Annotated in this window: 9 protein-coding genes; all 9 read right to left on the reverse strand. The window is 41.5% G+C overall.

The annotated features are described in order from the left end of the window. Positions 1 to 16: 16 nt before the first annotated feature. Entirely contained in the window at positions 17 to 8,227 is an 8,211-nt protein-coding gene (locus G3O08_RS08725; protein WP_163284956.1) for an HYR domain-containing protein, read from the reverse strand. A 360-nt stretch (positions 8,228 to 8,587) separates the two neighbouring features. Continuing rightward, complete coding sequence (locus G3O08_RS08730; RefSeq protein WP_163284958.1) at positions 8,588 to 9,352, reverse strand: LuxR C-terminal-related transcriptional regulator; 765 nt, start codon at positions 9,350 to 9,352, stop codon at positions 8,588 to 8,590. 100 nt (positions 9,353 to 9,452) lie between these two features. Next, positions 9,453 to 13,805, reverse strand: coding sequence for a reprolysin-like metallopeptidase (locus G3O08_RS08735; protein WP_163284960.1), 4,353 nt, complete (start codon positions 13,803 to 13,805; stop codon positions 9,453 to 9,455). 173 nt (positions 13,806 to 13,978) lie between these two features. Further along, positions 13,979 to 16,213, reverse strand: a complete 2,235-nt coding sequence (locus G3O08_RS08740) for a dockerin type I domain-containing protein (RefSeq protein ID WP_163284962.1) — start codon at positions 16,211 to 16,213, stop codon at positions 13,979 to 13,981. A gap of 162 nt (positions 16,214 to 16,375) precedes the next feature. Further along, positions 16,376 to 19,570: an HYR domain-containing protein gene (locus G3O08_RS08745; protein ID WP_163284964.1), complete on the reverse strand. Its 3,195-nt coding sequence runs from the start codon at positions 19,568 to 19,570 to the stop codon at positions 16,376 to 16,378. A 257-nt stretch (positions 19,571 to 19,827) separates the two neighbouring features. Further along, complete coding sequence (locus tag G3O08_RS08750) at positions 19,828 to 20,712, reverse strand: nidogen-like domain-containing protein (RefSeq protein WP_163284966.1); 885 nt, start codon at positions 20,710 to 20,712, stop codon at positions 19,828 to 19,830. 235 nt (positions 20,713 to 20,947) lie between these two features. Further along, on the reverse strand, positions 20,948 to 21,436 hold the full coding sequence (locus G3O08_RS08755) for a hypothetical protein (protein WP_163284968.1): 489 nt from the start codon (positions 21,434 to 21,436) through the stop codon (positions 20,948 to 20,950). A gap of 260 nt (positions 21,437 to 21,696) precedes the next feature. Further along, positions 21,697 to 23,337: a T9SS type A sorting domain-containing protein gene (locus G3O08_RS08760; protein WP_163284970.1), complete on the reverse strand. Its 1,641-nt coding sequence runs from the start codon at positions 23,335 to 23,337 to the stop codon at positions 21,697 to 21,699. A 324-nt stretch (positions 23,338 to 23,661) separates the two neighbouring features. After that, on the reverse strand, positions 23,662 to 23,795 hold a 134-nt coding region (locus G3O08_RS21855), incomplete at its 5' end, for a T9SS type A sorting domain-containing protein (RefSeq protein ID WP_163284972.1).

Below are 23,795 nucleotides of genomic sequence, written 5' to 3' on the forward strand. Positions count from 1 at the left end.
GGTTGTTGCTTTTTAGTTAATTGGAATCACCTACTTCCAGATAAAAGAAGATCAAAAGCGATAAATCCAGACCATCAACCTGACCATCACAATTCAAATCGCATCTTTCATTGTAATTTGCATCGCCCGGCTGCGTATTGTAACTACCAACGATTAAGGACAAGTCGAGTGAGTTAATCACATTGTCGTTAAACACATCAGATCCACCAGATATATCGCCCGGTATTAAACCTGTAAGGGCATAGACATTCGAACCGCTAATAGTCTGATTTAAATAGCCTTGCTGTAAGTAACGCTCTGCTTTAAAGAACACATCGTAAGTACCAGGAAGTACACCAGAAAGCGCAACGCTAAAGTCTCCATTGGCATCAATGGTTGCTATGAAAGTGCCAACTAAATTAGGCGTTCCTGCATCATACAATAATATGCGCATGTCAATAGGAGCGCAATCGGCATTTATTGCAACATTTCCGGAAAGAGTGTTTTCTTCAACTGTTATTATTACATCGCAAGTTGCAGAGTTGCCGTTTGCATCAGAAGCTGTAAAAGTCACTGTATTTACCCCTGCCGGAAGTTGCCAACCATCGAGTGATACATTATCTGCACCGGCAACCGCATCAGCAATCGAAGCTGCATTGTGCGTAATCGTCGATACCGAACAGTTATCCGAAGCCGTAGCATCAAATTCATTGCCCTGCACTTCATAAGTATTGTTTGCTTGATCAACAAAACGACTTGCGTCAGAAGCACATACTATTGCCGGAGCAATATTATCTTCAACAGTTACTGTTGCTGTACAAGTTGAAACGTTATTATTTATATCTGTAACAGTAAGAGTTACTGCATTAGAACCTACATCTGAACAGGTAAAGTTTTCTTGTGATACACTTAGAGATGTAATTCCGCAGGCATCAGATGAGCCATTGTCAATATCTCCCGCTCCAATGCTGGCACCCCCAGAACTATCTAGTTGAACTGTAATGTCCTGACAAATCGCGGTTGGAGCAACATTGTCTTCAACGGTTACTGTTGCTGTGCACGTACTTGAATTTCCGGAAGCATCTGTGACGGTGAGCGTTACAGAATTAGAACCAACATGAGAACAATCAAATGTCGTTTGGCTCAAGCTAAATGAAGAGATAGTGCAATTATCAGTTGAGTTATCGTCAATCTGCGCTGTTGTTATTATTGCTTGTCCGTTTCCATCTAATTGAACGGTGATGTTTTGACAAACAGCAGCAGGTGCTATCGTGTCTAAAACAGTTACTGCGGCATTGCAAGTTGATGAATTGCCGTTGACGTCTGTTACTGTTAAAATAACATCGGTTCCCGAAGTTCCACCAAAACTGTACGCTTCTATTGGAAATGGTGTGGCTGCGCTTGCATTGGTTGATTCACCATCCAGAGCATTTATTCCACTATAAGACCAGTTGGCGACATTGAAAACACCAGCATTCGGTGCTATACCATTCATTCGGTAAGCCCATCCGTCTAAGTATTCCCATGCTTCGCCGGTTCCGTCTGTACCGAGTTCGCCAAAAGTGTCTATAACTGTCCCGTTTTCGAAAAGTGCGATCACATCATCTCCGTTGAAAGCAGTTACCGAACTTGTGAAATCAGGATTAAATCCAAAAAAGGTATTGAAATCTGCATTTCCCGATGCGATGTAGAGATACGAACCTGCGCTCGCAGATCCTGATAAAGCAAAGCTTTGACTGATGGAAGGGTCGCCATTAAAAGCTATCCCCAAACCATAAATGCTAAGATCAGCAATATCTTGCGCGACATAGAGCTCCACGGCTTTAGGGGTTCCACCGCTCAACGGGCCATCTAAAAGTCCCGAAATAACCAATGCAAATGTTGGCGCAGCGACTGGAGAACTTATATCATTACAATCAAAATTCGTTCTATCAACTGTAACAGATGCAATTCCACAGTTATCGGTTGAACCGCCATCAATATCAGTAGCTACAATACTCGCATCGCCATTAGCATCAACATATACATCAATATCCTGGCATACTGCAACAGGAGCAACATTATCTTCTACTGTAATTGTGGCAGCACAAGCGCTTGAATTTCCAGAAGCATCATAAGCTAATAGTGTCACGTTGTTTGTGCCAACATTGGAACAATCATATTCAATAGAGTCTAATGGCATAAGGCATCCTGCGTAAGCATTACCTGTCCCGTTTCCGGCGATAACTGTAATAGCAGTTTGAGCAACTACCTCTCCATTAGAATCGAATGCTTTTAGATATACTTCGTATCGACCGTCTTGAGTTCCATCAAAGGTACCAAAGAAGTTATGTCGCCATGAGTTTTGAGCTACGTTGTTGGCAGCAATAAAAGAAGCATATTCAGTTGGGTCAGCAGCAATTGCTCCACCACCATTTCCAGTGCCGTTAGTTCCAATAGCGTGATCGGCATACGGAATATTAATTGGATCGAAAACTACAAAATCAACACCATCTGTTGGATCATAGTCGAGCCCAAGTTCGTAGGTAAGCTCATCGAGATGAAGTCCAGATGTTCCAGCTTGGTCTGTATTTATTGACCAATCAAAATTCCAGCTTGATTGCACACTACCGGTTCCATACGCACCTACTGCGTGGCTATAACTTCCATCGTTGTTGCTATTGAATACATTTTGTGGACTTGGATAACGAACTTTCGCTCTAAGGCCAAGTTCAATGCCATCACCATTATCAATAGTGAATGATCCATTGGTAATACCTGAACCATTTATAAGTTCAGGAGTAACATTCTGATCGAATAGAAGATCGCCGGGGCAACCCAGAATACCGAAGCTTACAGACCCACAATTATCAGATATGTCGTCATCGAGATCACTGGCAGAAACCGTAACGTTTCCAGAAGCATCAAGCTGTGCTGTAATGTTTGTACAATTCACAACTGGACTTATATCATCAATAACTGTTACTGTTGAAGTACACGCAGATGAATTGCCATTCGCGTCAGTAACAGTAAGTGTTACTGTATTTTCGCCAAGATCAGCACAAGTAAAGGCAGAATTATCAATATCCATAGAGGCAATACCACAAGCGTCAGAAGAACTATTGTCAATATCTGAAGCTGTAATAGTTGCATTGCCGCTAGCATCAAGTGAAACAGTAAAATCATTACAAATCGCAGAAGGGGCGATATTATCTAATACTGTTACATTAGCTGTACACGTTGAAATGTTTCCGTTGATATCTGTTACAGTAAGTGTAACTTGCGTACCAGCGGCAGGAGCCGGACTGTATGTTCTTAACGGAAAAGGAGTCGAAGCAGACGAATTTTGTGTCTCTCCATCCAAGGCACCTTCTCCACTGTAGGTCCAATTGCCCGATACAAAAGTAGAGCCGTCAGGCCCAGTTTCGTTTATGCGGTAGGCCCAGCCGTCGCTATACTCCCATGCCTCATTTGTTCCATCAGTATTAATATCGCCAAAAACGTCAATCACCACACCATTTTGAAATAGTTCGATTGCATCGTCACCGTTCACTCCAACGGCTGAATCCGTAAAGTCAGGAGCAAATCCAAAGAAATCATTGAACTTAGTAGATTCTGAACCAACGTAAATATATGTTCCCGCAACAGCCGAGCCTGATAAGGTCAACTCTTCACCATCGGATCCTCCGCCATTATTGGCACTTCCAATTCCAAAATCACTCAAGTCATTAATGTCTTCAACTACGTAAAGTTCGATTGCTTTCGGGAGCCCTCCTGAAAGATCACCGTCAATAATCCCGGTTATGATCAATGGTGATCCGCTTGATATAGCGATATCTGAACAATCAAAGGTTGTTTGGCTTGCTACTAAGGTTGCAATTCCGCAGGCATCAGATGAGCCATTGTCAATATCATTTGCGGTAATTGTAGCATTTCCAGTTGCGTCGAGATTGAGGGTAAGATCTTGGCATACTGCATTTGGGGCAGTTACATCCGGACTAAGATTAACCGTAGCAGGATCTGTACCGTCAAGAAGATCAAACGAAACAGCAATACCTCCAACAAAACCGCTATATGCAATAAGAGATTTTGGATTACCAGTAAGAATATGAGTAATAGTGGTTGATCCCGAAGAACCCAAAGCCCTAAACGTAACTTCAAAAAGGTCAAAATCGCTACTTGGAACTGCTGGATCAGTGGTTGTAGCACCGTAGCCGAATGTTCCGTTTACATTGTCAATTATGGCTGGTTGGGCTGTCGTTTGTAACGGCGCACTTGGTAATGTTCCACCACCAGGAGCATTTATGCTAATAACTTCCAGCTCGGCCGGATCGAAGTTGAAATGAGCTTCGGCCAAGTTAAGCGGACCTGTAGTTTCTACAGATACCAGGATAGTAAATTCGGTACATTCTGCCACAGAAGTGGTAGAGGGAGTGAGTATAAACGATGCATATGGTGGCTGTGAACAATCACCGGCAGGATCAAACCCAATGGCTCCAGGATTGTTATCAGTACCATCAAGCAATACTGGCAAATAGGTTACATTACCAATTACGGCATCGTCGATGGCCTGAGCATCTGTAGTGCCATACCAGTTACATGTGGCGCTTAGTGTTCCCGTACCGCCATGATAAATAGCAACACCACTCGTCAGATTAGTTATGCTATTTCCGGTTACGGTGATGTTTTTGCCTGTAATGTTCTCACCGCTTTTAACTGCGATTCCGTTATGACCTCCGGTAATACTGTTTCCAGAAATTAAAACAGCGCCTGTAAAACCAGATCCATAAAGACGAATGGCGCCTTTATCAACACCTTCAGAAAAATTTGCATTATTGATATCGTTGTCTTCAATAGTTGTGCTTCCAATAACACCTGCCAGCTGAATGGCTTGTGCTCCTGTACCGTCTATAGTGTTTCCTGAAATATTAACGGTGGGTGTTCCATCTATAAGTATTGCAGCATAATTTACATTAACAAATGTGTTGCCAGTAACCGTTGTAGAATTCGTATTGAAGAGATACAATGCACTTGTGGTAGGAGTAGCATTTACATCCTGAAATTTATTATCACTTATAACAACGTCAGCCCAAGAGGTATTGGTTCCCGCAAAAATCAAATTAGAATTTAGTACCAAATTGTTGCTAAATGTTACATCTGATGTCCTGGGATTATTGATGTAGTGCGCATCATGAATTGGCGAACCACCATCAAACTTGAATCCGCTAATGGTTACGTCTGTATTGCCACTCCGAATCGAGAATGAACGACCAGTAGCTGTGTTAACTAAAATAGCTTCAGCAACGCGTGTTCCGGTAATTGGAGAAATATTAGAATTTGGCCCTAAAATAGTAAGCGATTTATCTACTATTACTGACTCATTGTAGATTCCTGCATCCACCCGAAGGAAGTAGCCATCTAAGGTAGTCACTTCATCAACAGCGGCCTGTATGGTAGTGTGAATGCTTACAAGCATGGTTTCTGCCTGATCGGAATAGACCCGTACGAGACCTACGCATGATCCGGCTACCGGTTGGAAGCCGCCAGTTGCTGGTGCGTCGTCAGTACCGTTATTCAGGTAAGGAACATAATTCACTTGTCCGGATATTTCGGCTGGAATATCAGCAAAAACTGCTGTACCATACCAATTGCATGGAGCCTCTATTGTACCCGCCGATGCTCCATTGTAGATAGCAGCATTGCTATTGCCCGACAAATCGTTATTCTCAACCACAATGTTTTTTCCGGTAATATCTTCACCATCCTTTACCGCAACTCCGTTGAAAGAGCTAGTTAGAATATTCCCGGTTATAGTGATCGGACCGGTAAACGTAGTTCCGTACAGTCTGATGGCTCCTTTGTCAGCACCACCGCTCGTATTTGTATTGAAAATGTTGTTGTTTTCGATAACCACATTCCCACAAGTTCCAGCGAGCTGTAAACCCTGATTTGTTGTATTTGAAATTTCGTTTCCGGAGATGATCAAACCAGTTGCAGATGGGGTTTGTATCCCAGCGTATCCCGTTGGGTTTCCTCCGTATGCCAAGTCTATCTTATTATCAGAAATTACAGAAGTTCCGTATATTCCTCCAAAATTAAATCCGGAAGCTAAGGATTCGGTAATCCCCTCAATTAAGTTACCAGTCACCGTAATATTCCCTGTGCTTGAGGTAATTCCTGAACGGATGGCATCTCTTTCAATATCTATAAAACGGTTGTTCTCAAAAGTGAAGTTATTTGTGTTGCCTTGAATGTATATCGTCCATGTTGTAGTTGTTGTAACTTCAAAGAATTCAAAGCCGCTCACCGTAACGTTCTCTTCTTCAATAATATTTATGCGTTGAAGTAAACGAGCCTCTGAGACTCTGGTTCCATCAACCGCGCTGATTGCTGAATTCGGGCCGAGCAAAGATATTTGCTTGTTGATGGATACCACTTCATCGTAAATACCTGCATCTACCCGTACAACATAACCGTCTAATGTAGTCGCCTCGTTGATGGCCGCCTGAATAGTGGCATGGCTACTTACAAGCATGGTTTCTGCCACATCGGAATACACTCGTACCGGATCTTCACAAGATCCTGGCACTGGTTGGAAGCCAGCTGTTGTCGGAGCATTGTCAGTACCGTTATTCAGGTAAGGAACGTAATTCACTTGCCCGGATATTTCGGCTGGAATATCAGCAGAAACCGCCGTACCATACCAATTGCATGGAGCCTCTATTGTACCCGCCGATGCTCCATTGTAGATAGCAGCATTGCTATTGCCCGACAAATCGTTATTCTCAACCACAATATTTTTTCCGGTAATATCTTCACCATCCTTTACCGCAACTCCGTTGAAAGAGCTAGTTAGAATATTCCCGGTTATAGTAATCGGGCCGGTAAAAGTAGTTCCGTACAGTCTGATGGCTCCTTTGTCAGCACCACCGCTCGTATTTGTATTGAAAATGTTGTTGTTTTCGATAACCACATTCCCACAAGTTCCAGCGAGCTGTAAACCCTGATTTGTTGTATTTGCAATTTCGTTTCCGGAGATGATCAAACCAGTTGCAGATGGGGTTTGTATCCCACTATATCCTGTGTTAGTTAGGTCTATCTTGTTATCAGAAATTACAGAAGTTCCGTATATTCCTCCTAAAAGAATCCCCGTTCCGAATGTATCGGTAATCCCCTCAATTAAGTTACCAGTCACTGTAATATTCCCTGTGCTTGAGGTAATTCCTGAACGGATGGCATCTCTTTCAATATCTATAAAACGGTTATTCTCAAAAGTGAAGTTATTAGTGTTGCCTTGAATGTATATCGTCCATGTTGTAGTTGTTGTAACTTCAAAGAATTCAAAGCCGCTCACCGTAACGTTCTCTACTTCATTAATATTTATGCGTTGAAGTAAACGAGCCTCTGAGACTCTGGTTCCATCAACCGCGCTGATTGCTGAATTCGGGCCGAGCAAAGATATTTGCTTGTTGATGGATACCACTTCATCGTAAATACCTGCCGATACAGAGATGGTATGTCCATCGAGTGTAGCAGGGTCATCGATGGCCGCCTGAATGGAGCAATAGCTTTTAGAGATTGAGGTGTTCACAACAGAGCCAATGCTGAAGCTAGCAATGTAGTTGTTGCCAGAATTGCTGTCGTAGAATGGATCTGTACAACCTCCAGAACTGTTTCCTTCGAAATAAACTTCTAAAGAATAATTTCCGGGTGTAAGTCCATCAAGCACATCTACCTTACCTGCGCCTAGTTCCTGCCACGTTTGGTTTTGACCACCTGAACATGAAGCACCAGCATCATTTGATCCAAATCCAAACTCCACAGGTGAAAAAGTACCTGAAGCGCTTCCCGACCAAATGCGCCAAAAGATTCTCGTGGCAGTAACGTCGCAGGAACTGCATTTGAAAGTTTTTCCTTGTCCACCTAAATACATTGATGAACCACAGCTGAATACGCCGAGGTTGGCTCCTTGAAAATCAGGATTTCCGGTGGTGGCGCCAGAATCATAAAATTCATTGCCACTGCCGTCATCGAGCACAACATAGGTCTCAAAGAAACCAACATTTTGTGCAACCGCGTTCATTGACACAAGTCCTCCAGCCATTAACAAGACGCCGGTAAACAGGCGCAAGCTTGTTTTAGAGTTTGCACTAAAACTTTTCAATGTTTCAAGAAGCAGATCTCGTTTTCGAAATAGAAAGAGAATTGAAAAAAGCTTTTGCAGGGTGGTGCCTGTTTTGTAATTCAATAAAGTCGAATTGGATTCCATAAGATTAATGGTTTGAATTTTTATGATTAAAAAGATGGTAGAGGCTGCGAGACATAATAAAATGGCTCACGAACCCTTAAGAAAGGTATTGGATGAATAATAAAAGCTGAAATTTTTGAATTAGTAGGAGCGCATGCTGAGCTGGAAATGCTCAGAAAAGGATTTAGTAAGCTCTTGCGATCCATAGTCAATCTGTAAACTAATTGGTTTAAAAATCTACCGGGTTAGTGATAAATTTGGGAGGGCAAGATATACCAAAGAATAGTTAATGACAATGATCTAAATAGATCATTTAATAGTCAGACCAGCTATAAATCTCTTTAAAATTAAGGTTTCTTACGATAAAAATTAAGAATTAATTCAAATCCATCCATTGTCTCTTGCTCGTAGAACCAAGTTAAGCGTGCTGCCCGCCTTGGTCTTTCGCAACATTTTTTTTCGATGATTAGACACTGTCACACTACTAATATTTAATTGATCGGCAATTTCTCCATTTGAAAAACTCCTTGAAATGAGATTTAAAACTTCTATCTCTCTTTTTGAAAATGGATTTTTCTCAATTGGGTTAGGCGAATACTCTTTAACATTTATAAAATCTGACTCACCCATCAAGCCTATATAAGACAGATTCATAATTTCATCTTTCTTTAAATGGTTGATATCTGTAAATGCAGCAAGCACTCTTAAAACCGCCCCCTGACTATCAACTTCTATTGGAAGTGATTGATATAGAATGCGGATAAACTTTCCGGCAGAATTTTTCATGCGGAAACTATACCTGATTTTGTATTTAGCAATTTTGTTTGTCGGTAGCGTTTTATAGAACAAACTCTTTTCTTTTTCAAATGCTAATATTCCCATTAGGTCATTGGGATGAATGCATGACCAGAAAAACGCTGTTTGTATTTCTTCAACGGTATATCCGAGACAGCTTTTTACTGAAGGGCTGCAGAATTCCACGTCTAATTCGTTTGGCGAAAATACAGTATAAAAAAAACTTCCTGCACTAAATAAGCCCATGACCTGGTGCATCAGTTGTGATTCTGTAAATACATTCTTAGGCGATTTATTTTGAGCAGCCTCTTTCCATGACTGCTCAATAAGATAAAAAGTCTCACTTTTCATTCATTAAAATTTGATGATTAATCATCAGCATAATTTATTTGCTTCAGGCTCAATCTGTTTCATAAAATCAAAAAATACAATTCACTTATTACTTGCTTTTCTATGGATTCACGCTATCCCCGACCATTCCAAAGCTCAAATTTAAAACAGATATATCAACAACGTTAATAATACCATCGCAATTAAAATCGGCCAAATAATTATAATCATCGTCTGTAGATAATGATCCGAAGGAGGCACTAATTGTAGATATATCCGAGATATTTATCGAGTTACTTCCATTTACATCGCCTGCTATTATGGCTCCGGTATTAAACGAGTTTTGTCCTTCTGCCACGACAATGCCCGCTGAAAGCTTGGCAAGATACCCTTCTACTTTTACGAGTATATTATATGCGCCGGCCGGTACTTCTTCCAAAGTAAAATGACCATTTTCATCAATAGTAGTGATAATAACATTATTTAATTCCGCGAATTCCAGATTAACCAAAGTAATTGTAACATTCCGACTTCCACAGTTTATATTCCAGTTTACATTTCCAATTACCGCACCGGCGGTAAATGGTTCGCAATTGCAGTCTGATGAATATGTTCCAGCTGTAGTGCCATTGTAGCAAATTGTACCAGGTAGGGCATCTCCGTTAATTATACCTTCGCAATCAGCACACGAAGCATTTGGTGTTAAGCCGGTTGTTCCGCCAGAGCAAACGCCACAATCATCGATTGAAGCTGTTCCGTTTACAACACCAGCGCAATCTAAACAGGTAGTATTATCATTAGCCGGATTGCTGTCGCAGACTCCACAATCATCTTGGGTGGCTGTTCCGCCAAAGTCGCCATTGCAATCGGCTACGCAGGCTGCCAGACCAGTATTTCCGCCTACGCAGGTTTCACAATTATCGAGAAAAGCTGTGCCATTCACTACCCCGTTGCAATCTGTGCAAGAAGCATTTGGAGCTAAACCGGTTGTTCCGCCAGAGCATACTTCACATTCGTCAATTGATGCTGTTCCGTTTACAACACCAGCGCAATCTAAACAGGTAGTATTATCATTAGCAGTATTGCTGTCGCAGACTCCACAATCATCTTGGGTGGCTGTTCCGCCAAAGTCGCCATTGCAATCGGCTACGCAGGCTGCCAGACCGGTATTTCCGCCTACGCAGGTTTCACAATTATCGAGAAAAGCTGTGCCATTCACTACCCCGTTGCAATCTGTGCAAGAAGCATTTGGTGTTAAGCCGGTTGTTCCGCCAGAGCATACTTCACATTCGTCAATGCTTGCTGTTCCGTTTACAACACCAGCGCAATCTAAACAGGTAGTATTATCATTAGCAGTATTGCTGTCGCAGACTCCACAATCATCTTGGGTGGCTGTTCCGCCAAAGTCTCCATTGCAATCGGCTACGCAGGCTGCCAGACCAGTATTTCCGCCTACGCAGGTTTCACAATTATCGAGAAAAGCCGTGCCATTCACTACCCCGTTGCAATCTGTGCAAGAAGCATTTGGTGTTAAGCCAGTTGTTCCACCAGAGCATACTTCACATTCGTCAGTGCTTGCTGTTCCGTTAGATACACCTGCACAATCTAACACCGCATTTGAAAAAATATTGATGTTGTCCAAATAAAGATCATTTCCATATCCGGTCGTTCCGCGAAAGCGAACTTCTATCACAGATCCCGAAAAAGCTGAAAGATCAATGCTCTCTGACGACCAGTCTCCGCAGCCAGGCGAAAAAGGAGATGTTTGGGTTCCCGCAGTTGCCAATTGAAGATTTTCTTTTTCCCAAACAGTTTGCCATTCTGTTTCACAACTTTCTTTTACTTGAACCTCTAATCTATCAAATAATGTAGAGCTATATCGTGCATACGAATAATCAAAAGTAAGTTCCGGTTGGTTTCCGGTTAAATCTAACAAGGGCGATACTAAATCGTCGATCTCACCCGACTCGTTATATGAGTAAAAATTGATGGAGGCGGCATTGCTCGAATTGCAATTTACATCATTACTCACCGCTTCAATTTCCCACGTTATATCGCTATCGGGATTGACCACTGACCAGCCTACCCCTGGAAAGCCGGCTTCAAAATTATTGACTACAGGCAGCAACAGCCCTTCCAGCTCGTTAACGTTAAACATCTGTAAACCAGAGTTATTTGAACTAACCTGATCTGGCTGACTATTCGGGTTTTGAATAGTAATATTGAGAGTATTTACACCATCAGTCGCCACTGTTGTTGGTAGGTTGACCGTCGCTTCCTGAAAGGTTGTGAGGCTGCCACTCCAATTATACACCGCTGCAGATCCACCATTTAGATCATATAAAATTTCAGCACTTGTAATGGTGGTAGTTCCTAAATTGATAAAGGTGATAACAGGACTGATCTCATTTGTACAAATAGCGCCCGATGGCTCAAGAATCGCTTGGAGTGCCACATCATAATCATTAGATGCTCCCAGTGAAATGGTGAAATCCTGATTTGAAATATCGAAGAAAATATTATTCGAAGCTTTAACCTTAATTCGCGCATCACCGGTTGAAACATTGGGAACCAAAACCGATGCCGAGCCGTCATTAGCCGTATTGGTAGCCAGCGTAAACGGGTATGTATAGCCGCCATCAATAGACAGAAAAATATCAACGTTGCTGCAATTTACAGGAGCTAAATTGGTGTTGGCCACACTCCAGGTCACAGTATTAGACGTATTTCCTACCCATGAAACATTTGTATTTGGCGAATTCACTAAAAATGGACCGGCACTATTTGTAACCTCAAAAGCAACTTGTGCATCTGTTACCCCTCCGCCATTGGCAGCATTGTCACGCACAGTACATCTAAAAGTCAAATCACGTGAATAAGTGGGCAAAAGCTCGCCGATTACCGTTGTATTATTAACCAAATCTGAAATTCTCGGAAAAACTCTTGTGGCACTCGCCATAGGCGGCCACGACCTAAAAATTGGGGCATTGCCAGATGGATTTGTCAGATTGTTATCACCACCGGCAGTCGCTGGACCCAAATCATATTCTTCCCAGCAATAAGTTAGCACATCACCGTCGGGATCTGTAGCGGTGCCGGTAAGTTCAAATGGTGTTTGTTTTGGTATAAAAAACCCTCCTGCCGGAACCGTTACAGAAGGTGGAGTATTGCCGGTGGAAGAGGTTACAGGACATGAATTTCCGTTTCCATTCACAGTAAAATTCACCATTTCATTATAACTGTGGTTGTGAAAGTGGGCATCGCTATTACTTTGAATATCTGGCGCACAAATACCGGCATAACCCATAATGGTAGAAGCTGATCCAGGTTCAAAGGCTGCACCGAAAGAGCGGTTGCACGGATTATTCTGGGTGTGATTCGCACCGAATTGATGCCCCATTTCATGAGCCACATAGTCAATATCAAAAGGGTCGCCTACGGGAACACCTCTGCCTGTTACGCCTCCTGCTTTATTAGATCCGCAGGGAGCGTTGAGGTACGCCACCCCTCCGCCACCAGTGCTAAAAACGTGACCGATATCGTAATTAGCAGACCCGATTACACTGTTGCAGGTAGATTGATTCTGACTGAGCATGGCACTTCCATTCCCATTGGTGTATGGATCAGTGTTACCATTTAAATAAATTAAGTCATCGGTATTAGCTACCATAACCATGCGCAGGCTCACATCGCGTTCGAAAACACCGTTTACCCTGTTCATACTTGTGGTAAAAGCCGACATAACCAGTGGAATTGTACCCCCATGAAATTGGGCGTATTCGCCAGTGCAGGCAAGCGCGAGCCTGTAGGTGCGCAATTGCGTACCGTTTGTTGCCCGACCTGAAGCTTGGCCTGCTGATTTATCAAGAATAGTACGCTCTTTTCTAATGCGCTCATCTTCCCTAATTCCGCTAGGAACTGGCTTCTTGAGCAGGCTTTCGCCGAATACTTCACAAGAAAAAATACTTTCAGTATTTGAATCGTAAAACGACTCGCGGGTATAAACCAAATAAGTATTTAAATCAGCATCAGACCAGGGATCGATATAGTATGACTTGCCCGAAATCAAGACCTGTGCATGAAAGCCTTTCAATGTAAAATCAACTTTGATCGAAGCGCTTTTATAGCTACCTGTACCCTGACCCGAAAAAGTGCGGATATTCGGATAGCGCTCTTGTAATTCGGATGACATCACAGAAGATTCAACAAGTGTGAAAGTCAAAAAATCACCATCCGGATTGGGCAATGAAATTGTAAATTCTGATGATTTAAGCGCAACATCTCTTTCATCAGGAGCCTGTAAAAGCTCGGCTTTTAACGCTTCAAAATCAACCGATACTGCTCGATACTTTTTTAGATGGATTGAACTTCTACTATTTTGCGGTTCTGAAATATCTTTCCAAATAACAGATTGAGGAAATACAGAAAGTGCAGAAAATATTGCGACAAACAGGGTTAATTTAATTTTAAACATCAATTTTATTGGTTTGATAAGTGCCTGATTGGCAATGCAATTTACAGCGAAAAGATTTAAAATGAAAGGAAAAGGAAATTTAGTATGCGCTCATAGCTATTTGGCCTCCTAACAGAGGATGAGAAGAAGAACAAATGACTAAGAAATATAAGAATACCTTATCAGAAATGCTGTCAGTTGCCTGCAACAGCTCCCACCATTCCAAAACCAACATTTAAAATAGATATATCAACAATGTTTACTGCTCCATCGCAATTCAAATCGGCTAAATGATTGTAATTCGGGCTGGCTGACGAAAAGCCATAAGAGGCATTCAATATCGATAAATCTACAATATTTATGGAGTTGTTATTATTGATATCACCTCTTATTAAGCCGGAAAGCATCAATTCATCTCCGCCGGCTGAAACCTCAAAATCATTTATGATTTTTGCAAGCAATCCTTCTACTTTGATTAACGCATCATAGCTTCCCAAATCAAGATCGGGAACAGTAAAATTGCCGGCATCATTCATCATTCCCGAAAATTGCAAATTGAGAACAGAAGTTCCGGGCTGATAAAACGAAACTACGATTGCACGCTCTCCGCAATTTTGATTCCACACTACATTCCCATTTACGGAAGTAGTAGGTAAACATTGTGGATCATTTTCATCAAGAAAATTAACGTTCAAAGCGCTTTCAGCAAACGAACAAATGGAGTTTGTGGGATTTGAAGCATTGGTATATACATAGGCTGTAAGCGAATACTCGCCCAAAAAAGGCGTATAGCCATTTGCGGAAAGCAAACCGTTGAGATCATTGTTAAATGAATAAGTAGCAGCCACTCCGCTTAAATAAATTCCCGAAAGTGAAGTTGCACTTTCAAAATAGATACCTCTACCTCCGCCCGGAGGAATAATATGTGGCGAAGAAAGCGCAACCGTACTAGATTGATCAGGACAGATAGCAGAATCACCCGTGAGAATTAATGACTGCGCAAGGCAGGTTATTGGATCGCAATCAGCCGTTCCATCTTCGCACGTAAGCGCCGGGTAACCATTGCCGGTAGAATTGGCTATTCCGCATTGACCTGCTTCATTGATTACAATTAAATAAGTGCCAGATTCTGAGGCCATCCATGAAATAGCACAACCAGTGCCGGCCCCAAAAGCATCTACCGCTCCGCTAGGAGCAATAATGGTAAACTCCGGAATCCAACTACCGGCACCGGGGCCATTGCAAATGCTAAAAGTATAAACGCCATTTTCTTGAAAATTCTCCACTTCATAAGCTTCTGCAGCATTCACTTCGAAAGTTGTAATTTCATTAAATGGGCATCCAGAACCATCGTCGCAGGGTGCACCGCCAAAAAGAGTATTAAAATTTGTATAGCCTGCGGTAGGAGAAGGATCTATCCAATCTAAACAGGGTGGGTTTGCGATTGTACCACATATCACCCAGCCCATATCTTCAAAAAGACCCAACGTTATCGGGCCGGGATCGTGTATAGATTCTCCATTGGCTATTTGAGGAGTCATTAAACTATTTATAGATCCGGTACTAAAAGTATTTTCATCCCAGTGAGAAATGGAAGAACCTGAATTCCAGCTTAAAGGCGCATATATTTTTGGCTGATTGTTGCTATTGGCAATAATTGCCGTAGGTGAATTGCAAAACACATTATTGCTTTCAAAGGCATTTGCCAGAACAAGCCCTTCTTCGAGAGAAGTAAGCGCAACACCGTTTATACCGAGCAATAGATACTCATCGAAAGCATAATTTACGTCGGCAGTGCCGAGGCCAAAATCGCCATCTCCTGTACCTTGGTCTAATGCAGCCGTTGATGAAAATCCAAGCCCATGACCAATTTCGTGAAGCACAACAGATACCAAATCGTACTGATTAAAAGGATTGTTGCCATCTGTGCCAAAATACCAACTAAAATTTGAGTTGAAACTCGCTAAAATATCCGGAGTTAGTGGCGATATGTCGGTTCCGGCAATCTGATCTGCAAGTGCGCTGGCGTAATAACTACCGTCGGGTGCATTGGCAAAATCTTTGAATATTAGTGCAGGGCCGGCACTCCCCAAAATCCCTGGTCCCAAATTGCTCCATTCAGCGTATATTTTGATTGTAACCGGACTGCTGATGCTGTATGACCAGATATCAACAGCTTCTTGAAAGGCTGCTTCTGCTGCCGGGGGAAAATCTACGTAAGTTACAACGAAAGTGGCACATGGATCATCAGCATCCCGCGAATTCATTTTGTCGAGAATGGCCTGCGGAGCATGGGTGCGATGAAGTCCGGCAAACTCACCTGGCGGACAAACAACAATAGGTCCCGGAAGCGATTCCATAACCTGACCGTGAGTAAATGAACTTAATAAAACGACAAAGGTGGTTGAAAAAATAGATTTGAAATACATCGTGACGGTTGGTTAGTGAATCGTTAAAAAAGGAATTTTAAATAGTCTTTTTTATGAAGAATGCAATATCTAAAATTCAGTCTAAACAAACCTACGTCTAAAATCGCCACTTTCAAATGGGAAGTAGAAAAATTAACGATTGCAAAAGATTGAACCAAATTTTCAATTGCCCGCGCTGTCGCCTACCATTCCAAACCTTTGGCCAATTATAGATAAATCAATAATATTGATAAACCCGTCGCAATTATAATCGGCAACTTGAAGATAGGATTCTTGCCCGTTTTGCGATCCAAAAGCCAGATTTAAAGCAGACACGTCGTTGAGATTCACAATATTCGTATTTGTAATGTCGCCGGGAATAATTCCGCCCAAGTATAGCGTATTGATCCCTGGGCTCACCGTAAAGGAGGCCACCTTTTTGGTTAGATAGCCCTTCACTTTAAAATAGATATCGTAAACCCCCGAATTAATTTCCGGTATAGAGTAATCGCCGGTTTCGCCAATCATAGCATTATATTCATAAAGAAGAATCGCTGTTTCAGGGGTGTAAAGTTTAATTTTTATCTCCCTGCTTCCACAAATAGAATTCCAATCGAGCAGACCATCGATTTGACTCGCCATTTGGATTCCTGCACAAGTACAAGCTTCTGTCATTTTGTCATTTGTAGTTAGCGGGTCTCCATCATCGCAGGGGTCGCCTAAGGCCAATGGACTATTCGGGCATTCATCAATACAATCGGCAATTCCGTCGCCATCACTATCGATATCAGGAGTTCCGCAACCGCAGGCGCCGGGTTCGGTTTTTAGCGGATCATTAGGGCAGGCATCAAATTCATCGCAAACTCCATCGCCATCAGAATCTGGTAAAACTGTAATTTCAACACTTTCAGAAAGATCTGACGTACACTCGCTCGACAGACTGGCAGCAACACTGTATAAACCACTCTCGTTAACACTAATAGCAGATGTTGTTTCACCATTGCTCCACAAGTAAGATTCAAATCCTTCAGAGGCCGAAAGTGTGATTATTTCTCCTTGACAGATTGTAGTTGAGCCATCTACCATAATCGACAAAGTAGTTGTTTCATCTGGCATTACTGTTATATATTGATTCCGAGTTTTGGTATTTCCAGATTGGTCGGTGGCTGTCCATGTAACTTGTGTGGTTCCCACAGGGAAAACAGCAGGAGCATTATTGCTTACCGTTGCGCTGCAATTATCTGCCCAGGTAGGATTTCCCAGGATCACATTTGCCGCCGAGCATTCTCCCACATCAGCTACAACCGTTTTATTAGAAGGAGCTGCAAGACTTGGATTTATTCCGTCTACAACCGTGATAATTGCAGTACAAAAGTCAGTGTTTCCACTCGCATCTGTAACCGTAAGATTCACAACGTTTATACCCAAGTCAGCACAGGTAAAATTAGTTTTGCTCAGTTCGAGATCAAGCCATTCGCAATTATCGGTAGATCCTGAGTTAATCTGATTGACATTAATATTCACAAATCCCGAAGCATTGAGCGAAACATTTTTGTTTTGGCATAGAGCCACCGGATTCTCAATATCACTCAAACATGGGTCACCACCGCACTCGGGAGCGAGTGAAGTCAAAAACGTTATAGCTGGTCCGCCGGGTGCGTTTCCGCAAATGGAGTTTGCAAAATCATCGGCATCGTAATATACAAAACCAGAAACTTGATAAGTTCCGTCAAGCTCTGTAATCCCATTAAGCGGAAGCTCTCCGTTTAAGGAATTATCAAAAGTATAAGGAAAAGTAATATTCGAAATGTAAACCCCGTCATTCAGTTCAGCGTTGTGAAAGTAAATTCCATATCCTCCGGTTGGTGGAATACTTGCTCCTGAAAGTGATACAGTGGTTGTTTGTCCGGGACAAACTTGTTCATCACCATTGAGCATCAAAGAGGGGGTTTCGCAACTAGCAGGATCGCAAAGCGCGGTACCACTTTGACATGTAAGTGCTGCATATCCATTCAATTGGCCATTTGAAACCCCACATTGCCCGGCCTCATTTACTATAAGTGTATATGTGCCAGATTGAGAGGCAGTCCAGGTAATAGCACATCCAGTGCCGTTTCCAAAAGCTTCCACATCTCCATTTGGTGCGACAATTGTAAACTCCGGAATCCAGCTTCCCGCGTTAGGCCCGTTGCATATACTAAAGGTATAAACACCACCGGCAATAAAATTTTCTACTCCATAAGCGGTCGCGGGAACGATTTGGGTACTTACAATTTCATTAAAGGGGCTTCCATTCCCATAATCGCAGGGGGCACCACCAAAAAGATTGTTAAACTGAAGATTTTTGGTAGTAGGAGATGGATGTGTCCACGCAGTACATGGAAGATTTTCAGGTTCACCGCCTGAGCATATATCCCATCCCAGATCTTGCAATAAACCGAGTGCAATTGGCCCGGGATTGTGTATCACTTCACTTGACCCCATACTTGGAGTCATCAAGCTATTTTCTGATCCTGCCAGATAAGTAAACTCATTTAAGTGAGAAAGAGAAGAGCTATTGCTGAAAAGAGCCGGCGCATAAAATCTAGGTCGTACTCCATCATTTGCAGCTGTAGCATGAGCACCGTTGCAGTACACATTATTTCCGGTAAAGGCAGTGCCCAGATTGGGCCCTTCAGCAAGAGAGAGAAGCAAAGAGCCATTTATTCCCTGAGTCATTAATTGGTCGTAAACCATGGGAATATCTGCAGATCCTACTCCAAACTCTCCATTACCAGCCACCATAGATGCAGATGATGCAAACCCAAAGCCGTGTCCCAGCTCATGAAGCACTACCGACATCAAATCGTATTGACTCCAGGTTCCTTCCCCATCAGTTCCGAAATACCAGTTTTGGGTTGAGTTAAAATTTGCGGTAATATCGGGCTGACTCGGAGCCAGATCGTACCCCGCAATTTTATCGGCGAGAGCTGAACCATAAAACTTATTATCGGGCGCATTGGCAAAGTTTCTATACACATACGCAGAACCAGCAGAGCCAAGCAATCCGCTACCCATAAAAGTCCAGTTGGCGGTAACCCTAATCGTTACAGAGCTGCTAATGGAATAGGCCCATATATCAACAGCTGCCTGAAAAGCAACTTGTGCCCCAGGAGGAAAATTATTGTAAGTAACCTCAATGGTTGCACAGGGTTCATCAGCGCTGCGCATGGCTAATCTGCTTAATATTTCAGGAGCCGGCGGGGTGTAGTGATGGCCTGTATGCTCGCCTGCCGGACAGACTACCAAGGGAGGTTCAAACGAATCTAATGATTGGGAAAAAACAAATACAGGCGAAAGAATCGCCAAAGAAATGGCGACGAGTAACTTGGTTAACATACAATTGGTCAATCGGTTATTAAAGACGCCAAGGTAAATGTTTCTTCAGAAAAAAGCAATTCTTTTTTTAAATTTGATGATAGATAATTAAAGTTCGGCTGCTAAATAATTAACTCAACAAAAGAAATCTCAGATTATTAAGAGTAAATTTTAATCAAAAAAACCTGCTTACATCATGTAAACAGGCTCTTCTGGTTGCTCTGGTTATGGTTATTAATCTTAGTATTGCTCGGGCATATTCAAATGAGTTTTTTCCTTCAATGCACAAATAAATTTTGAGCAAATTCACTTTTGGTTTCCATATTAAAACTGTAATAATCTGCATTCATCATTCCATAAACATTACTATCTGCCAGGCTAAATGAGTAGATTAAATTGTCAAAAAGCTGAATGAGAATATGATTGTCCAAATCGCCTGTATTGATTCCGCATATAAAAAGCGGTTTACCTTTTTGCTGATTCCCAATTAGTGACTCCATTAATTTGGGCGAAATATGGTGGTAAGCAAAAGATACATTTCCACCTCCGGTGTTGGATTTTTCTTTCAGTATTACCTCGAATGTAACTGTGTTTGCCGCATCTTTATCATAGAGTGCCATGTTTCGATACAATATTCTAAGGCTGCTCTCTTCCTGAAGAAGATAAATTCCGCTATTGGAATAAATTGAGCTTTTTTGCAAATCGGCCCAAAAAGGCGCTATCAATTGCATATTTAGTGGAAAGTATTCGGGAGTAAAATTACCCACTGACGATCCAAAGCTTAGATTGCCATTGGCATTTACCCAAACTGTGTTTTGAATTGAATCAAAAAAGGAAAAGGCAAAAGGTAATTTGAGTAACGCTGATCCATCATCGGTCAAATCGAGCTTCACCCATCCGTCTTGTGCGAGCGATGTAGTGAGGTAAGGGGGAATATCTGTTTTTTCGAGAAAAATTTGTTCTGTGATTAGACTTCGGGTCGCAGCCGGAACATGCTCCCGAAGACTTTGAAACAAGTTTTCGCCTTGGTCTTTTGCTTTAACGTATTCAGGAGTTTCGCTTATGGTGGCGAGCGTGCCCGAGAGGTCTTGTGCCATTATCTGGGTTGAACAAAAGATGGCTGTTGCAATAATTGCTTTCGAAAAATAATTTAAGGTTTTCATGATGTTAAGTTTTAGGGTTTGATTATTCGTTTTAATAATATTTTATTTTTACATTACAAATCTCCGTATTTAAGTTGCTGCTTATCAGAGCGAAAACACGGTTTTTAAAGTGTTTTTTTCTTGTTTTATTTCCGTTTATTACACAGAGTGCGGGTGAAAAACACCTTTTTTTTATGGCTAAAAAAATTGTGCATTTTAATATCGCTGGTTAATAAGAATTTTGTTTGCTTGCGTATTATTTGGAAACCCTAAAGTCACCGAACGCAAATACAAAATGGCTTTTTCTGTTTTTCCCATCGGCTTTATTCCAGGTTAAGCAGAGCACTGATTTTGTTGCGTAAACGGGGGTAAAGGATAGATCAGCTTGAAATCCAGACTTCCATTCACCTTTCACCATTTTAAAGTAGAATTTTGATTGTATGGACTTTGAGGCAGGATTTAAATCTTGCGAAATTTTGTCTTTGTCATAGACCCCTTCATGCATCTCTAAAGTATTTCTCACTACCGATCCGGTTTTGAGGTAGTGCTCAAACTTATCCATGAACGATTTGCCCAAGTACCTTTCTGCCAAAAATGGCTTTGCGATTGGCTGTTGATCCGTCCCGATGTTTTCTACACCCAGGTTCCCCTCATGGGCGTGAAGCGACTTTGCATACGGTTGGGTTTGCGGATATGCGTGTACTGAAAATAAAAAAATTGATGTGTAAATAAGAAGCGTTTTCATGATAATGAGGTTTTGGTTTTGATTAACTCGTTTTATTAATTTGTGATTTTACATTACAAATATCCGCACTCATAGCGCTGGTTAACAGAGGAAAACAACGGTATTTAAGAGTTTTTTTTGCGGCTTTTATATTCGTTAATCCCGCAAAAAAAAGGTGAAAAACACCCCCATCAGGAATATTTAAAATTGAAAACGCTCTCACCTGTGGCGAGAGCGTTTTCAATTTTGGACTCTTCAATCATTAGTGTTGATTGAATACTTTACTCTTTTATAATTTTTCCAGTAATATCCAGCCCATTGCTGTGAATCCGGTATATGTATATTCCAGAATTAAGCCCTGTAGTTCCTATTTGAGTACTGGTGGTCTCAACTTGCTGAATGACTCGTTTTCCGGTTATATCATACAATTCAAAAGTGTAAGGTACAGTATTCACTACCCCTACATTTATTATTTCCCTGCATGGGTTTGGGTATATTGAAACTTGGATATTATCGGGATTTTCATCAATGCCGCTCACTATTGAAAGGGGTGTGTAATAAAATTGGGTGCTCGCATTCAACTCATAATTGTTTCCGAGGTATTGGTAAAGATCCTCTTGTAAGAGCATGGAAGGGGTTTCAGTAAAATCAACCGGAAGAATAATATCTTCACTAGATATGGAAGTATCGTGAATACGTTCCGTTTTGAAAAAGGGCGTCCAATTACTGATTTGGCTGTTCCAATATGAATAGTTTAATGATTCCTGATTGCCAAAACCGTCAAGTACCCGGTCATATTTATTAAGGCCTACCCATTCACCAAATTCTTGACTCCATGAAGAGTTAATTTCAGTAGCAATCTCGGTTCCGTTCTGATAAAAATATTCGGTTCGACTTTGTCGAATAAATACGTTGTTTTGCTCTTGCCACACACTGTTTTCCCTTGAATATACCAACCCTTGATTGTTGTAGATAAAATCACTAAGAGCTCTATTTTCCCACGTTTCAGTTTCGCTGTTCCACAGAGTTGTGAGGCTATTTTCTATATGGCCTTCAGCATTCACACTTTTCACTATCCGTCTCATATTAACCAGCTGATTAAATTCCGGATTATTGATTTTTTCAATAGATTGGATTAGAACATGTTGATCTGAATAAGAAGATTCTTTTTGGTAATATGGATAAGAGGTTAGCCCTTCCCAAACATGAACAGTAAATTCCGTATTGTTACCATTCTCATCATAAATGTATTCCATTTGTCCATCAAGTAGCCAAATAGAAAGATTGGGTTGCCATGAATAATGATTGGTCTCAATTATCAGGTTTGAATCATTGTAAATATTCTCATTTTTATTGTAGTACTCCCATGCTTCTTCAGAGGTATTGTATTGCGAATAAATTTCTTGAAGCAAATTGGGTTCTTCGCTAAATTGCTTTCTGTAATTCGGTTTCCAGTTGCCGTCCATGTCTTTTGAAAACCATTTTCTTTCTACGAGCTTCCCTTCCGAATTATACGTGTAGGTTTGTTTATCCTGCTCACTTACTGAGCTGTCAAGCTTCATTAGAGTTTCTCCGTCTGACTTAGGGTTCAGGAACTTATTTGAGCCGAACTTTTCTAAATTGTGCATTTCGGTAAGAGGCACTAAAGGGAGGGTACATCCTATAATCAGTGGTTGCTGATTCATGTCCGTAACGTGCGCATAGTATGTTTCTGGAGCTGGTAATTTATGCGGATACGAGCGGAGATCTTGCAAATTTTGCATTACTATAAACGGTTCTAAAGGAATAGTCCATCCAGAAGAATTACCTCCTTGATTCAAGTCGGATTTATGTGCTTCATACTGAGAGTCGACTGGCAATATTTGAGCATTTGCCAATGATGACAATAAAATAAGTGCGGTAATTGTTAGTAGCGTTTTCATAATTTAAAGTTTTAGGTTGTTTTTTAATGATTTGATTATTGTACTGTTTTTATACATTACAAATCTCCCCATTCGCTTCGCCTAAAACCATAGTTAAAACACTGTTTTTGAATGATTTTTTAACCTCTCCGTTTTTGTTTTCTCACCTACTGATCATCCGTAAAAACACCCCCGAAGAACCGTGACTTACCTTTCCTTCTTTATTCTCACATTCAGAATCTGCGGGTATTTGAGGCAAAATAAAAAACCCCTCTCGCAATATGCGAGAAGGGTTTTTTCTTTTTGAAATTGATTAATTCGGACACGAAAATCGTGTCTTTAGAATTAACGTGCAATCATAAATTTCTCAATGATTGTTTCATTTTGAGTCGTCATACGGTAAATGTACACTCCATTAGGAAGTGCAGCACCGTTGAAGTCAAGGCGGTATTCGTGGCCTTGTTGTGCTTCTTGATTAA

The organism is Cryomorpha ignava, from assembly GCF_010686655.1.
Lineage (GTDB): Bacteria > Bacteroidota > Bacteroidia > Flavobacteriales_D > Cryomorphaceae > Cryomorpha > Cryomorpha ignava.